Genomic DNA, 13882 nt, shown 5'->3' with positions numbered 1-13882 from the left:
CCTAAGGTGCCGTTAACCCAGTCGTCACAGTTTCCTGAGCGCCACTTCCTCGACCAGATGATTGGCGCCTTTGCGCAGGATGAGGTCGGCGCGCGCCCGCGTCGGCACGATGTTCTCGCGCAGATTTTTCAGGTTGATGTTGGCCCACAAGCCTTCCGCGATGGCGCGCGCGGCATCCTCGGAAAGCTGAGAATAGCGGTGGAAGAAGGAGTCCGGGTTGCGGAAGGCGGTCTCGCGGAGCCGCATGAAGCGGGCAATGTACCAGTGATGGATCAGTTTTTCGTCGGCGTCGATATAGATGGCGAAGTCGAAGAAATCCGACAGGAACGGCACGATCTTGCCGTCCTTTGGCAGCTTGCCCGGCTGCAGCACGTTGATGCCTTCGAAGATCAGAATGTCGGGCCGGTCGATGGTGACGAACTCGCCGGGAATGACGTCATAGGTCAAATGCGAATAGACCGGCGCCTGTACATTGCGCTGCGCCGACTTGATGCCCGACAGGAACCTGAGCAGCGCGCCGACGTCGTAGCTGTCGGGAAAGCCCTTGCGCTCCATCAAATTGTCGCGCCGCAACACCTTGTTGGGTAAGAGAAAACCGTCGGTGGTGATGAGATCGACCTTGGGGCTCGACGGCCAGCGAGCCAGAAGCTCCTTCAGCACGCGCGCCGTGGTTGACTTGCCGACCGCCACCGAGCCGGCAATGCCGATGATGAACGGCGTCTTGACCACGTCGAGCGCATTGAAGAAGGCCTGGCGCTGACGAAACAACAGCTGGCTGGCCTCGACATGTGCTGACAGCAGCCGCGACAGCGACAGATAGATGCGCTTGACCTCCTCAAGGTCGACCGGGTCGTTGAGCGAGCGCAGACGGTTGATCTCGTCTTCGCTCAGCGTCATCGGCGTGTCGGCGCGGAAGTTCGACCATTGCTCGGCCGAAAAGAAACGATAGGGAGAATATTTCTCGGTCGGAGCAAGCTGGTCCATCGAGTTTCCTGCCCTCCTCGCGGTTCAGCCTCTCGGCCGGGATGCCTTTTCGGCGACGCCCGAACGGCCGGTACGGGCCTCAAGCTCCCTCAGTACGTCGCCCAGCGGGACCTCCGCGATGCCGAGCACGACAAGCCAATGATATATAAGATCGGCACTTTCGGAAACGAGGGCTTTTTTATCCCCCGTGACGGCGGCAATCACCGTCTCGACCGCTTCCTCGCCGAGCTTCTGCGCCGCCTTGTCCATGCCCTTGGCGAACAGTTTTGCCGTCCACGAGTCCGGGTCGCCGGACCGGGCGCGTTCCCCAATGATTGTCTCCAGGTCGGAGAGTGAAAAGTCAGCCATGGCGAGGTCGCTTTCTTAGCCGGAAACGCTCTAGGGCCGATCGACGGACGAGTCCAGCCGCATCGGCAGGCCGGCTTTGGCCATATGCGCCTTGGCCTGCGCAATCGTGTAGGTGCCGAAATGGAAGATCGATGCCGCGAGCACGGCGCCCGCATGGCCGTCGCGGATGCCCTCGACCAGATGATCGAGCGTGCCGACGCCACCGGACGCGATGACCGGCGCGCGCACCGCATCCGCAATCGCGCGGGTCAGCGCAATGTCGTAGCCGGCCTTGGTGCCGTCACGGTCCATCGAGGTCAACAGGATCTCGCCGGCGCCGCGCTCGACCATTTTTCGCGCGAAGTCGACCGCATCGATGCCGGTCTTCTCGCGGCCGCCATGGGTGAAGATCTCCCAGCGGTCGGCCTCGTTGGGCGCCGACACCTTCTTGGCGTCGATGGCCACGACAATGCACTGGTTGCCGAACTTGTCAGCGGCTTCCGCGACAAAATCCGGGTTCTTCACCGCCGCCGTGTTGATCGACACCTTGTCGGCGCCGGCCAGCAGCAGCTTTCGGATGTCGGCGACCTGGCGCACGCCGCCGCCGACCGTCAGCGGCATGAAACACTGTTCGGCGGTGCGGGCGACGACATCGAAGATGGTCTCCCGGTTGTCTGACGATGCGGTGATGTCGAGGAAGCAAAGCTCGTCGGCGCCGGCCGCGTCATAGGCTTTTGCAGCCTCGACCGGGTCTCCGGCATCGACCAGGTCGACGAAATTGACGCCCTTGACGACGCGGCCGTTCTTGACGTCGAGGCAAGGGATGACGCGCGCTTTCAGCATCAGCCCTTCTCCATCGTCGCCAGCAACTCGCTGAGCAGCTCGCCGACCAGCGGCGGCACGTCGGACTGCGCGTCGAATGCCGGATCGTAGGCCGAGATGGTGATGCCGGAAATCGGCAGCAGACCAGCCATGCCGCAGACCGCCTGGCGCAGCTGTTTCGGCTCCGGGCCGCCAGGTGTCGTGTAGCGATTGGCCTGCAGCGCCTCGGGATCGTGCACGTCGAGATCGAGATGCAGGTGCACCCGCTTTGCGTCCGGTGCCTTCAGCCTGCCGCAGGCGGTTGCCCAGTCCGGGCATTCGGTGCGGATGACCGGCAGCGTCTTCAACAGGTCCTTTTCAGCCGGATCGAGATCGCGCGCATTGACCAGCACGCAGCGGGCCGGATCGATCGGTTTGAAGCCTGGGATGGCCGATGCCATCGGCTTCCAGCACAGGCCCAGGATCGTGGCCAGCGCCATGCCGTCGAGAAAGCCGTAGACGGAGGTTTCGGGCGTGTTGAGATCGCCATGCTGGTCGGCCCAGATGATCGCATCGGCACCTTCGCCGGCGACCGCACCCGCTGATGTCAGGCAGTTGCCGGCCAGAACGATCGGAAAGCGGCCGCGGTCCAGGGCGATGCGGACCTCGCCGGAGACGGCATTGCAGACGGCAAAGCCGGTTGCGATCTCGCGCTCCTGCTCGTCGCCCACCCTGCCGATATCGGTGACGGCCACGTCATGCCCGGCTAGCGTCAGCGCATCGACGAGCCCGCCTGAGATCAGCGCGTCCGGTCCCTGGCCCATGCCGCCATGATAGTGGCCGCTGTCATAGGAGGCCAGGATGATGGAGATTTTCAAGATCGGGTCTCCACTGCCTTGCCCTGCAGCACCGCCAGCGCCTCGGCCGGATCGATGCGCCCGTCATAAAGCGCGCGGCCGGAAATGGCGCCCTCGAGCTTTTTCGCATCGGGCATGGTCATGCGCACGATGTCGGTGATCGAGGCCAGCCCGCCCGAGGCGATGACCGGAATCGACACGGCGTCGGCGAGGTCGATCGTGGCATCCCAGTTGATGCCGGTCAGAACGCCGTCGCGGTCGATGTCGGTGTAGATGATGGCGGCGACACCGGCGCCTTCGAATTTCTGTGCCAGTTCGATGACGCCGAGGCTGGACGCCTCGGCCCAGCCCTCGACCGCCACCTTGCCGCCCTTGGCGTCGATGCCGACGGCGATCTTGCCGGGGAAGGTCTTGCAGGCTTCCCTGACCAGGTCGGGATCGCGCACCGCCACGGTGCCGAGAATGACGCGCGCCAGCCCGCGGTCGAGCCAGTCCTCGATCTGCGCCAGCGTGCGGATGCCGCCGCCGAGTTGCACCGGGTTCTTGGTCGCCTTGAGGATGGCGCCGACCGCCGCGCTGTTGACGCTCTGGCCTTTGAAGGCGCCATTGAGGTCGACGACGTGCAACCACTCAAAACCCTGGTCCTCGAAGGCCTTGGCCTGCGCCGCCGGGTCGTCGTTGTATATGGTCGCGGTCGCCATATCGCCGTGCTTCAACCGCACGCACTTGCCGTCCTTGAGGTCGATGGCGGGAAACAGGATCACGATCAGGCGCCCTCGACGATGACGAAATGGCCGGTCGAGGCGGCGAGCCTGTAGTTCGATGCTTCCTGATACTCCGGCGAGTGATAGCAGGCGACGGCCACATCGTAGGACTCGAACTCAACCACGACATGACGGTTGCCCGTCAACGTCTCCGGATTTTCATAGCGCCCGGCCCGCACGATGAAGTTCGCGCCATACTTGGCGAAGGCTTTGGCGTTGGCCTCGATGTACTGCTTGTAGATGTCAGGGTCGCGAACATCGACCAGTGCGATCCAATAGCCCTTCTTGCTCATGGTTCTCAGGGCCTCCAGCGCAGGAAATTGGTGATCAACGCCAGGCCGAGCGCCTGGCTTTTCTCGGGGTGGAACTGCGTGCCAGCGAGGTTGTCGCGCGCAACAGCGGCGGTCACCGCGCCGCCATAGTCGGCGACGGCCAGCACCTCGTCCGGCTTTGTCGCGTCAAGATGATAGGAATGGACGAAATAAGCGTGCAGGCCCTTGGCTCCCGTGGCAATGCCGGAAAACAGCGGATGCTTGCGGGTGAGATCGATCGTGTTCCAGCCGATCTGCGGAATCTTCAGCGCCGGGTCGGCCGGCGTGATCTCCTTGACGTCGCCGGCTATCCAGCCAAAACCTTTGGTCACGGTCTTTTCGAGGCCGTGCTCCGACATCAACTGCATGCCGACGCAGATGCCGAGGAATGGCCGCGCCTTGGTGATCGCCACCTCTTCCACCGCTTCCCACATGCCGGCGACGCCGCGCAGGCCCGCCGCGCAATCGGCATAAGCGCCGACGCCGGGCAGGACGATGCGGTCGGCGCTGCGCACGCGCTCGGCATCGGCGGTCAGCTCGATTGTCGCGGCAATCCCGGCCTCATGCGCGGCGCGCTCGAAGGCCTTGGTGGCCGAGCGCAGGTTGCCCGACCCGTAATCGATGATTGCAACCCGCATGTCAGGCTTTTCCAGGCGTATGGGTCAGGCCCAGCGTCAGGCCGGTCTGCGCCGGCCGGGCAAGGCTGGCGTCGGGCACGATGCGCGGCATCGGCGCCGGTTCGTCGGCCAGCGCCTCGGCATCCAGCGTCTGGCGAATATCGGCATCGTCGAGATTGTGGGCCTCGACGACGCCCCATTCATGCCAGCCGCGGCGGCGAAGTGCTGCGATCCGCAATCCCTGGCCTTCCAGGCCGATATAGAGCGAGAACAGCAAAGACAGCGCCGAGCTTGCCCAATCCAGCCCCAGCCTTTGGCCGAGCAGCGAGATGAGGCCCATGGCGACGAAGGCGAGCGCGGCCTCGACCCACAGCCTGTGCCAGGCAAGCCACAGCGGCGCCAGCAGGAAAGCCAGCCAGGAAAAGCCGTCACGGACAAAAATGGTTGCGTCGGCCGCCTCGGTGCGGCCCGGCGGTTCCATCACGACATAGATGGCCATCAGGCTATCCTTTCAGGGATCCCTTGGTGGAGGGAACCGCGTCCGGCTGGCGCGGATCGCGCTCCAGTGCGAAACGCAGCGCGCGCGCCACCGCCTTGAAACAGGTCTCGGCAATGTGGTGGTTGTTGGCGCCGTAATGATTGGTGACATGCAGCGTGATGCCGGCATTCTGCGCCAGCGCCTGGAAGAATTCGCGCACCAGTTCGGTGTCGAACGTGCCGATCTTGGGTGACGTGAAGGTGACGTTCCAGACCAGGAACGGCCGGCCGGACACGTCGATCGCCGCGCGCGTCAGCGTCTCGTCCATGGCGAGTTCGATGGAGGCATAGCGCATGATGCCGCGCCGCTCGCCCAGTGCTTTGCTGAGCGCCTGGCCGATGGCGATGCCGGTGTCCTCGACCGTGTGGTGGTCGTCAATGTGCAGGTCGCCCTTGGCCTTGACCGAGATGTCGATCAGCGAATGGCGCGACAGCTGGTCGAGCATATGGTCGAAGAAGCCGACGCCGGTCGACATATCGGACTTTCCGGTGCCGTCGACATGGAGCGAGACGGCGATCTCGGTTTCCCTGGTCTTGCGGCTGACTTCGGCGGCGCGGGCACTCATGGCCTATCCCTGTCGCTGGTGGCATGAAACGAGAGCCTTCTAGCAGCATGATCCGGCGATGGCCAGTTGCGACGGACGGCCTGGCGCGCTCAGAGCCTGCCCCGCTCGACCTCATGCGCGTGGCGTGCGATTTCGTCCATATTGGCTCGGGCCAGGACCTCGTCGTCGCGTACGATCAGAAGGATCTGCGCGTCGGATACCGCTATGGAGATCCCCATCGGATCGTACATGAGCGCCATGGTCATTACAGGTCCGGCAGGGCGCTGCTCGACACCCAACGGTATGACCGCAGCGACCCCAGGATCGGCGCCGAGCCTGCGCAGCAGAAGATCGAGTCCGACTGCGACAAGGTTATCGCGGGCATGCAAGATTGTCGCATCCACTCTATGGCTGTCGACGCCGGTGTCCGTACAACGCAGCCCCTCGGCAACGGCCTTGCGGTCGTTGAGCTTTCGCGTCAGCACGGCAACCGTGCGCCAGGACCTTCGCTGGGCCTGCAAGGGATTGGACGTTTTGGCTCGCTCTATCTCATCGGTATAGTCGGAATCGGGCACGATCCTCAATTGCGGCCATCGCGCGATCCACCGCGCCGCCGTAATGTCCATGGGCTGCAGCTTTTCGGCGGCCCGGAACTGTACGTCGAGCTCGTTCAGCCCAGCTGCTCTGCCGCCGGCGAAGCCGGTCTGCCTGGCAATGTCGTCCGGATTGGCGATCGTCCATGCCAGCAGGCCGTTCGCCACGGCCAGATGTCGTTCGGCCGACATCGCGGAAAGGCCGGCGCGGACGTTCGCCACCACAACCGGCAGATCGTCGAAACTGTTGCGAACGAACTGACTGTGGCCACCATTGTTGACCTGGCCAAGATAGCGTTCGCAGGCATGCGCCTGAAGAGCCGCGGGCGGAATTTCCGCAGGAATGTAATCTGCGCTCTCCAGCATCGTTTCCACAAAGTTGGCTACTGCGGAGAGCATATACTTGTCGGCGTCGCGCCGAGGCACGATCACATGCGGCAACCCGCCGGGCTGCTTCCTTTTGCCGAACATACGGAGTTCCCCCTGCCTTCGGCAAGGATAAGCCACAGATGTTAAGGCCCGCTGAAATCTTGAGAGAACGCCCCGGTTTGCAAAGCGCCTGCGCCGGCTTACATAGAGGCCAATCTCACTCGTACCGCGCCAATCGCCTTATCGGGATGGCGCGAATCGGAGCCAAAAATGTCGAATGAACTGAGCATGCACGCCACGACCATCGTGACGGTGCGCAAGGGCAACAAGGTGGTGATCGCCGGCGACGGCCAGGTCAGCCTTGGCCAGACCATCATGAAAGGCAATGCCAAAAAGGTGCGCCGCATCGGCAAGGGCGGCAATGTCATTGCCGGTTTCGCCGGCGCCACGGCGGATGCCTTCACCCTGCTTGAGCGGCTGGAAGCCAAGCTCGAACAATACCCCGACCAGCTGACGCGCGCCTGCGTCGAGCTCGCCAAGGACTGGCGCACCGACCGATATCTGCGCCGGCTGGAAGCGATGATGCTGGTGGCCGACAAGTCGGTCTCGCTGGCGCTGACCGGCACCGGCGACGTGTTGGAACCCGAATTCGGCGTCATGGCCATCGGCTCCGGCGGCAACTATGCCCTGGCCGCCGCCCGCGCACTGATGGACACCGACAAGGACGCCGAGGAGATCGCCCGCAAGGCGATGCAGATCGCCTCCGACATCTGCGTCTACACCAACAACAATTTCGTCATCGAAACGCTCGATGCCGCCTGAGCCGCCGGCGCTCTACGATTTTCGGCCGGTGACGGAAAAAGACCTGCCGATGATCGCCGGCTGGCTGGGCGAGCCGCATGTCGCCGAATGGTGGGATGATCCGGAGACGGAAATCGCCGCTATTCGGGAACATATCGATTCGATTTCCGTCGAGCCGCTGATCGTCGAACTCGACGGCAGGCCGATCGCCTATCTGCAAAGCTACGATCCGCATCTGGAAGACGGCCACCCCTATGCCGACCAGCCGTTCGGCACGCTCGGCATCGACCTGTCGATCGGAGTGCCGGAACTCGTCGGCAAGGGTCATGGCTCGGCGATCGTCAGGCAGTTCGCCGAACAGCTGTTCGAGGAAGGCGCGCCGCGCGTCATCATCGACCCGCATCCCGACAATGGCCGCGCCATCCGGGCCTATGAAAAGGCTGGATTCAGGCCTATCGACCGCAGGCACTCGGAATATGGGGACGTCGTGCTGATGGCCGTCGATGCCGAAGGCGACGGAGAAGAGGGGGAATGAGTTGGATGACGACACCAAGCGGGGACAAAAACTACTCGGCCTATGAAGACAGCTGGCGGATGGGGCTTCTGCTCGTGCTCGCTCTGCTCATCTTCCAGGCCGGCGCGCTGTACGGCATGGGGCGCACGCCGATCTGCACCTGCGGCTACGTCAAACTCTGGCACGGCGTGGTGAACAGTTCGGAGAATTCCCAGCACATTTCCGACTGGTACACTTTTTCGCACATCATCCACGGCTTCCTGTTCTACGCCTTGGCCTGGTTCCTGTTCCCGCGCTCGCCGATTGGTCTGCGCCTGGCTTTTGCCGTGGTCATCGAAGGCGGCTGGGAGTTGCTGGAAAACAGCCCGTTCATCATCGACCGCTACCGCGCCGGCACCATTTCGCTGGATTACTATGGCGACTCGATCATCAATTCGGTGTCCGACACGCTGGCCATGGTGCTGGGATTTGTGATGGCGCGGAAGCTACCTATATCAGTCGTCGTCGGCCTCGCCCTCATCTTCGAACTGGGTGTCGGCTACCTCATCCGGGACAATCTGACGCTCAACGTGATCATGCTGCTGCATCCGTTCGAGTCCATCAAGCAGTGGCAAAGTGGAATTTAGTGACATGACCACCTTCTCTCCCCGTGAAATCGTTTCGGAACTTGACCGCTTCATCATCGGCCAGAAGGACGCCAAGCGCGCCGTGGCCATCGCCTTGCGCAACCGCTGGCGCCGCCAGCAGCTCGAAGGCCAGATGCGCGAAGAGGTGATGCCGAAGAACATCCTGATGATCGGCCCGACCGGCGTCGGCAAGACCGAGATCTCGCGCCGGCTGGCGCGGCTCGCCGGCGCGCCCTTCGTCAAGGTCGAGGCGACCAAGTTCACCGAGGTCGGCTATGTCGGCCGCGATGTCGAGCAGATTATCCGCGACCTCGTCGAGATCGCCATTGGCCTCGTGCGCGACAAGATGCGCGAGGACGTCAAGGCGCGCGCCCACCTCAACGCCGAGGAGCGCGTGCTGGAGGCCCTGGTCGGCAAGACGGCGAGCCCGGCAACGCGCGACAGCTTCCGCAAGAAGCTGCGCGACGGCGAGCTCGACGACAAGGAGATCGAGATTGAGGTTGCCGATACCGGCACTGGCGGCATGCCCGGCTTCGAGATTCCCGGCATGCCGGGCGGCAATATCGGCGTGCTCAACATCAACGATATGCTGTCGAAGGCGATGGGCGGCAAGAAGACCAAGGCGCGCAAGACCACCGTGAAGGAGTCCTACGCGCTGCTGGTCAATGACGAGTCCGACAAGCTGCTCGACCAGGACGAGGTGGTGCGCCGGGCGCTCGATGCGACGGAAAATGACGGCATCGTCTTCCTCGACGAAATCGACAAGATCGCCTCGCGTGAGGGTGGCATGGGGGCCGGCGTTTCGCGCGAAGGCGTGCAGCGCGACCTTCTGCCGCTGATCGAAGGCACGACCGTGGCAACCAAATACGGACCGTTGAAGACCGACCACATCCTGTTCATCGCCTCGGGCGCCTTCCATGTCTCGAAGCCGTCAGACCTGTTGCCGGAATTGCAGGGCCGCCTGCCGATCCGCGTCGAGCTGAGGGCGCTGGAAAAGGACGATTTTGTCCGCATCCTCACCGAGACCGAGGCCAGCCTGATCAAGCAGTACATCGCGCTGATGAAGACGGAAGGCGTCGACCTGACCTTCACCGACGACGCCATCGATTCGCTGGCCGGCATCGCCGTCGACCTCAACGCCAGCGTCGAGAACATCGGCGCCCGACGCTTGCAGACGGTGATGGAGCGCGTGCTGGACGAGATTTCGTATGACGCGCCGGACCGCAACGGCACCAGCGTCACCATCGACGCCGCCTATGTGGAAAAGCATGTCGGCGACCTCTCCAGAAACACAGATTTGTCGCGATTCATCCTTTAAACGAGGGCGCCGGATCAGTCCGGCGCCGGTTCAGGCAACAATTTCCGGCAAACTGCATGATGTGTGGCCGGATGGTACCATGCGGCCACCTTTCGTCTTGCCGTGCGACGGGGCGCTCTCGACTCAACCGGGAGCACTCCCTAGTTTGCGCGGCAATTCTTTAGGCGGCGGCATGAAAAAACTGATCCTGATCATTCTCGGCTTGACGCTGGCGGCGACGCTGTTCGCAGCCGACGCGGCAACATTGGTGCCGGCGGGCAACCGCAACGCCGTGCAGCCAGACATACCCGGCGCCTCCAGCCGTCGCACCCAGGCCACCAACACCACCTTCCAGGCCAAATACCGCAAAGTGTACGCGCTGCTGCAGAGCGACGCGGAACTGCGAGGCAAGATCAAGAAGGCGGCCGCCGCTTACGGCATCAACCCCTTGCATATCGTCGGCGCCATCGTCGGCGAGCACACCTACAATGTCGACGCCTACGACCGGCTGCAGACCTACTACGTCAAGGCGATCTCCTACCTCTCCAGCAAATTGTCCTTCGCCTATGACGGCGAGGACATCACCGATTTCGTGCAGCGGCCCGAGTTCAAGAAATGCACAATGTCGGACAGCTACGATCTGTGGGAATGCCGCGAGCAGGTGTGGAACCACTCTTTCCGCGGCAAGACCGTCGGCGGGACAAGCTTTCCCAACGACCGCTTCGGCGCCACCTTCTTCCAGCCCTATTATGCCGGCCAGACCTTTGGCCTGGGCCAGCTCAACCCGCTGACCGCGCTGCAGATGAGCGATCTCGTGCACAAGGTTTCGGGACTGCCGGAGCTCGATGTCGGCGATCCCAACGGGGTCTACAAGACGATCATGGATCCGGATCTGACGCTGCCCTATGTGGCGGCGACGATTCGCAAGTCGATCGATGCGTATAAGAGCATTGCCGGCTTCGACATTTCGGGCAATCCGGGGCTCACCGCCACGCTCTACAATGTCGGCAACCCCGAACAGCGCGCCTATGCGCTGAAGGCCGAGAACGACAAGCGCCGCGCCGCCGGCGAGCCGGTGAAACTGCCGGAAGAGAATTATTACGGCTGGCTGGTCAACGACAAGCTGGACGAGCTGAAGGCGCTGTTTTAGGCGAGCGGCCCTCTACCTCCGCCTTGTGGGGCGGTCGGACCAAAGGTCCGGGTGGGGCGGTGCCGCTCCCGCAGGTCTGGGTAAGTCAGCCCTTCACGCCGCCAGCAACGACTTCAGCTTCACCGCCTGCGATCCCAGTGCATCCGGCGCCGGCTTCGCCCGCTTGGCGATCAGCATCTCGGCCAGCCTGATGTCGCGCGCCACCGCATTGCCGGGGCCGATACCGCTCGCCGCCACCAGCCTGCCATCCTCGGCGAGGTGGAAAAGAATGAAGGCGTCGTCGCCGAGGTCGCGGCGCACCGTGCTGCTTCCCTCGTCGGAAAGCCCGGCAATCTGCAGCGACAGGCCGTACTGATCCGACCAGAACCACGGCACCGCCGCATGTGCCTCGGCCGCCCCCAGCATGTTCCGCGCAGCCAGCGCGCCCTGTTCCTGGGCGTTGCGCCAAGCCTCCAGCCGCACCCGCCGGCCGTCATAGACAGCGAGCGGAAACGAACAGCAGTCGCCGGCGGCAAAGATATCCGGATCGTCGGTGCAGAGCGTGGCGTCAACGGCAATGCCATTGTCGATGCCCAGCCCCGCTTCCGCTGCCAGCGCGGTGACCGGAACGGCGCCGATGCCGATGACGGCGAGGTCGGCGACGATTGACCGTCCATCGGCGAATGTGATGCTGACCTCGGCGCCATCGTCGGCTATGGAAGCGATCCCCACGCCGGTGAGTACGGCCACGCCTTCGGCCTCATGCGCCGTATGGATGACTTCAGCGATCTCGGCCGGCACCCCGCGCATCAGGATGCGCGGCTGCGCCTCGATGACGGTAACCGCCGCTCCGAGCTTGCGCGCCGCCGCAGCGAGTTCGAGGCCGATGAAGCCGCCGCCAATGATGGCGATGCGGTTTGCCGGGCTCAGGTGGCTGCGAATGGCGAGCGCATCAGCAAAGGTGCGGAGATAGACACAGCGCGCACCCAACCCCGGCATCGGCAGTTTGCGCGGTGTCGAGCCGGTTGCCAGCAGCAGCTTGTCATAGGGCAGGACCGAGCCGTCGGTCAGCCGGACCGTATGCGCCGTGCGGTCGATCGCCACGGCCTGAACGGAATGGATGTGCCGGATCGCGCGTTCGGTCAGAAGCGAATCACTGGCGATCGCCTTGATCTCGGGCGCATCGCTCGTCATCGCGTCCTTCGACAAAGGCGGCCGCTCATAGGGCAGATGCGGTTCGTCACCGACCAGCGTCACCGGCCCATCATAGCCGAGCTCGCGCAATGCCAGCGCTGCCCGCCCACCGCATTCGCCGGCGCCGATGATGACCATCCCGCGCGTCATATCAGTCATCCGATCTGGATCAGCACTTTGCCGGCGTCGACCTTGACCGGATAGGTCCTGAGGTTGACGCATACCGGCGCGCCACGGGCGTCGCCCGTCTTGTAGTTGAAGCGGCCATTGTGCTTGGGGCATTCGATGATGTCGTCCATCACCAGCCCGTCGGCGAGATGCACCTTTTCATGGGTGCAAAGGCCATCCGTGGCGAAATAATCGTCGTCCGGGCTGCGATAGATGGCGAAGGTGCGCCCGCCATGATCGAAGCGCATCACATCCTCTTCATCAATGTCACCGGCCGCGCAGGCCTCGACCCAGTCGCTCATTTGTACCTCCCCGAAAAACGGATCGCCGCGCTCATTCCGCCGCTGCGGCGGCGACGGCATCGTTGTGGAATTCCTCGCGGTACGGCCTGGCGGTCGGCGGCAATTCGCGCTTGATGAAATAGTCCTCGTTGCGCAACTGGCGCAGGAAAGCCGGCATCATCTCGCGGTAGCCGGCCAGGATCGACGGCGTTGGCGCCGGCAGATCGTGCTTGATCAGCGCATGCAGCCTGGGCAGCGCGTGAAAGGGCACCATCGGGAACATGTGGTGTTCGACATGGTAATTCATGTTCCAGTAGATGAAGCGGCTGACCGGGTTCATCAGCACCGTGCGGCTGTTTAGGCGGTGGTCAATGACATTGTCGGCGAGGCCGCCATGCTGCAGCAGGCCGGTCATGACGTGGTGCCAGGCGCCATAGAGGCGGGGCAGGCCGATCAGCATCAGCGGCAGCCAGGAATGCAGGTAGAGGGCCAAGCCGATGGCCGCGATGTAGATGGCGAGCCATATGCGGGCCACACGGATCGCCTTAGGCTGCTCCTGCTCGGGAATGAAGGTTTTTTCGGCGGCGCTGATGACGCCGGCGGCATTGCGCACCATGTCGGTCATCGCATGCCAGGCGTCGAGAATGCCGAAGAAGTTGAGCACCACGCGCAAAAGGTCCGGCGGCCGCATGACGGCGATTTCGGGATCGCGGCCGACGATGATGGTGTCGGTGTGGTGGCGCGTGTGGCTCCAGCGCCAGGTCACCGGGTTGCGCATGATCATGAAGCAGGCGAGCTGGTAGACGGCATCGTTCATCCACTGCGTGCGGAAGGCCGTGCCATGGCCGCATTCGTGCCAACGGGAGTCGGTCGAGGAGCCGTAGAGCACGCCATAGACGAAGAAGAACGGCACGCACCACCACGTACCCCAGAACCAGGCGCCGCCGGCCGCACTCAGGATCAGCGCGGCGAGCCAGATCGCGGTGTCGCGGATCGCCGGCCCGTCGGAGCGCTGCATCAGCTCCTTCATCTGCTTGCGCGGAATGTCGGTGTGATACCACTCGGCGGCCGAAAGCCCTGTCTCGACGGCGAGCTTGGCGTCGCGGCCGATCAGGCTGTAGTCGCGCCGGAACGGTGTTGCGGTCATGATTGCCTCCCACGGCAACG

The 13882-nt window shown here is 63.6% G+C and carries 18 protein-coding genes; 5 read left to right on the top strand and 13 right to left on the bottom strand.

Annotated elements, in window-relative coordinates; all coding sequences use genetic code 11:
- Positions 1-24: 24 nt before the first annotated feature.
- From coaA to ACWGTO_RS13605, 10 genes are all read right to left on the bottom strand, one after another.
- Entirely contained in the window at positions 25-984 is a 960-nt protein-coding gene (gene coaA, locus ACWGTO_RS13650; protein ID WP_454575351.1) for a type I pantothenate kinase, read from the bottom strand.
- A gap of 24 nt (positions 985-1008) precedes the next feature.
- Positions 1009-1332 carry a phosphoribosyl-ATP diphosphatase gene (locus ACWGTO_RS13645; protein ID WP_454575350.1) on the bottom strand — a complete coding sequence of 108 codons (324 nt, stop codon included), beginning with the start codon at positions 1330-1332 and terminating at the stop codon, positions 1009-1011.
- A gap of 30 nt (positions 1333-1362) precedes the next feature.
- Positions 1363-2157 carry an imidazole glycerol phosphate synthase subunit HisF gene (gene hisF / locus ACWGTO_RS13640; RefSeq protein WP_454575508.1) on the bottom strand — a complete coding sequence of 265 codons (795 nt, stop codon included), beginning with the start codon at positions 2155-2157 and terminating at the stop codon, positions 1363-1365.
- Positions 2154-2990, bottom strand: coding sequence for an arginase family protein (locus tag ACWGTO_RS13635; protein ID WP_454575349.1), 837 nt, complete (start codon positions 2988-2990; stop codon positions 2154-2156). The genes hisF and ACWGTO_RS13635 overlap by 4 nt, the downstream gene beginning before the upstream one ends.
- Positions 2987-3733 carry a 1-(5-phosphoribosyl)-5-[(5-phosphoribosylamino)methylideneamino]imidazole-4-carboxamide isomerase gene (hisA, locus tag ACWGTO_RS13630; RefSeq protein WP_454575348.1) on the bottom strand — a complete coding sequence of 249 codons (747 nt, stop codon included), beginning with the start codon at positions 3731-3733 and terminating at the stop codon, positions 2987-2989. The genes ACWGTO_RS13635 and hisA overlap by 4 nt, the downstream gene beginning before the upstream one ends.
- 2 nt (positions 3734-3735) lie before the next feature.
- Positions 3736-4026 carry a DUF1330 domain-containing protein gene (locus ACWGTO_RS13625; protein WP_454575347.1) on the bottom strand — a complete coding sequence of 97 codons (291 nt, stop codon included), beginning with the start codon at positions 4024-4026 and terminating at the stop codon, positions 3736-3738.
- Between the two features lie 5 nt (positions 4027-4031).
- Positions 4032-4682, bottom strand: a complete 651-nt coding sequence (hisH, locus tag ACWGTO_RS13620) for an imidazole glycerol phosphate synthase subunit HisH (RefSeq protein WP_454575346.1) — start codon at positions 4680-4682, stop codon at positions 4032-4034.
- A 1-nt stretch (position 4683) separates the two neighbouring features.
- Complete coding sequence (locus ACWGTO_RS13615; protein ID WP_454575345.1) at positions 4684-5160, bottom strand: DUF2628 domain-containing protein; 477 nt, start codon at positions 5158-5160, stop codon at positions 4684-4686.
- A 4-nt stretch (positions 5161-5164) separates the two neighbouring features.
- Positions 5165-5764, bottom strand: coding sequence for an imidazoleglycerol-phosphate dehydratase HisB (hisB, locus tag ACWGTO_RS13610; protein ID WP_454575344.1), 600 nt, complete (start codon positions 5762-5764; stop codon positions 5165-5167).
- A gap of 89 nt (positions 5765-5853) precedes the next feature.
- Positions 5854-6768, bottom strand: coding sequence for a DMP19 family protein (locus ACWGTO_RS13605; protein WP_454575507.1), 915 nt, complete (start codon positions 6766-6768; stop codon positions 5854-5856).
- Positions 6769-6975: 207 nt separating this feature from the next.
- Between ACWGTO_RS13605 and hslV the strand changes: the two genes are divergently transcribed.
- The 5 genes from hslV to ACWGTO_RS13580 all read left to right on the top strand — a co-directional run bounded on the left by hslV (position 6976) and on the right by ACWGTO_RS13580 (position 11093).
- The gene (gene hslV, locus ACWGTO_RS13600; protein WP_454575343.1) at positions 6976-7527 is read left to right on the top strand and encodes an ATP-dependent protease subunit HslV; all 552 of its coding nucleotides are present in this window, start codon (positions 6976-6978) and stop codon (positions 7525-7527) included.
- On the top strand, positions 7517-8041 hold the full coding sequence (locus ACWGTO_RS13595) for a GNAT family N-acetyltransferase (protein WP_454575342.1): 525 nt from the start codon (positions 7517-7519) through the stop codon (positions 8039-8041). Before hslV ends, ACWGTO_RS13595 begins: the two co-directional genes overlap by 11 nt.
- 5 nt (positions 8042-8046) lie before the next feature.
- Positions 8047-8646 carry a DUF2585 domain-containing protein gene (locus ACWGTO_RS13590; RefSeq protein ID WP_454575341.1) on the top strand — a complete coding sequence of 200 codons (600 nt, stop codon included), beginning with the start codon at positions 8047-8049 and terminating at the stop codon, positions 8644-8646.
- A gap of 4 nt (positions 8647-8650) precedes the next feature.
- Entirely contained in the window at positions 8651-9964 is a 1314-nt protein-coding gene (gene hslU / locus ACWGTO_RS13585) for an ATP-dependent protease ATPase subunit HslU (RefSeq protein ID WP_454575340.1), read from the top strand.
- A gap of 172 nt (positions 9965-10136) precedes the next feature.
- The gene (locus tag ACWGTO_RS13580) at positions 10137-11093 is read left to right on the top strand and encodes a DUF1402 family protein (protein ID WP_454575339.1); all 957 of its coding nucleotides are present in this window, start codon (positions 10137-10139) and stop codon (positions 11091-11093) included.
- A 93-nt stretch (positions 11094-11186) separates the two neighbouring features.
- On the opposite strand, the gene ACWGTO_RS13575 is transcribed toward ACWGTO_RS13580, so the two are convergent.
- Genes ACWGTO_RS13575 through ACWGTO_RS13565 form a run of 3 tightly spaced genes read right to left on the bottom strand, consistent with a single transcriptional unit; the run spans position 11187 to position 13862 of the window.
- Positions 11187-12425: an NAD(P)/FAD-dependent oxidoreductase gene (locus tag ACWGTO_RS13575; RefSeq protein ID WP_454575338.1), complete on the bottom strand. Its 1239-nt coding sequence runs from the start codon at positions 12423-12425 to the stop codon at positions 11187-11189.
- Complete coding sequence (locus ACWGTO_RS13570) at positions 12422-12736, bottom strand: MocE family 2Fe-2S type ferredoxin (protein ID WP_095083246.1); 315 nt, start codon at positions 12734-12736, stop codon at positions 12422-12424. Before ACWGTO_RS13570 ends, ACWGTO_RS13575 begins: the two co-directional genes overlap by 4 nt.
- Before the next feature lie 31 nt (positions 12737-12767).
- Entirely contained in the window at positions 12768-13862 is a 1095-nt protein-coding gene (locus ACWGTO_RS13565) for a fatty acid desaturase family protein (protein ID WP_454575337.1), read from the bottom strand.
- Between the last annotated feature and the right edge of the window lie 20 nt (positions 13863-13882).

It is taken from the genome of Mesorhizobium sp. PL10 (assembly GCF_053714315.1).
This window is presented reverse-complemented; position numbering and strand designations above follow the sequence as displayed.

Coding starts and splice junctions, on each gene's coding strand:
- coaA (WP_454575351.1), bottom strand. CDS start 984: ATGGACCAGCTTGCTCCGACCGAGAAATATTCTCCCTATCGTTTCTTT.
- ACWGTO_RS13645 (WP_454575350.1), bottom strand. CDS start 1,332: ATGGCTGACTTTTCACTCTCCGACCTGGAGACAATCATTGGGGAACGC.
- ACWGTO_RS13625 (WP_454575347.1), bottom strand. CDS start 4,026: ATGAGCAAGAAGGGCTATTGGATCGCACTGGTCGATGTTCGCGACCCT.
- hisH (WP_454575346.1), bottom strand. CDS start 4,682: ATGCGGGTTGCAATCATCGATTACGGGTCGGGCAACCTGCGCTCGGCC.
- ACWGTO_RS13615 (WP_454575345.1), bottom strand. CDS start 5,160: ATGGCCATCTATGTCGTGATGGAACCGCCGGGCCGCACCGAGGCGGCC.
- hisB (WP_454575344.1), bottom strand. CDS start 5,764: ATGAGTGCCCGCGCCGCCGAAGTCAGCCGCAAGACCAGGGAAACCGAG.
- hslV (WP_454575343.1), top strand. CDS start 6,976: ATGTCGAATGAACTGAGCATGCACGCCACGACCATCGTGACGGTGCGC.
- ACWGTO_RS13595 (WP_454575342.1), top strand. CDS start 7,517: ATGCCGCCTGAGCCGCCGGCGCTCTACGATTTTCGGCCGGTGACGGAA.
- ACWGTO_RS13590 (WP_454575341.1), top strand. CDS start 8,047: ATGACGACACCAAGCGGGGACAAAAACTACTCGGCCTATGAAGACAGC.
- hslU (WP_454575340.1), top strand. CDS start 8,651: ATGACCACCTTCTCTCCCCGTGAAATCGTTTCGGAACTTGACCGCTTC.
- ACWGTO_RS13580 (WP_454575339.1), top strand. CDS start 10,137: ATGAAAAAACTGATCCTGATCATTCTCGGCTTGACGCTGGCGGCGACG.
- ACWGTO_RS13575 (WP_454575338.1), bottom strand. CDS start 12,425: ATGACTGATATGACGCGCGGGATGGTCATCATCGGCGCCGGCGAATGC.
- ACWGTO_RS13570 (WP_095083246.1), bottom strand. CDS start 12,736: ATGAGCGACTGGGTCGAGGCCTGCGCGGCCGGTGACATTGATGAAGAG.
- ACWGTO_RS13565 (WP_454575337.1), bottom strand. CDS start 13,862: ATGACCGCAACACCGTTCCGGCGCGACTACAGCCTGATCGGCCGCGAC.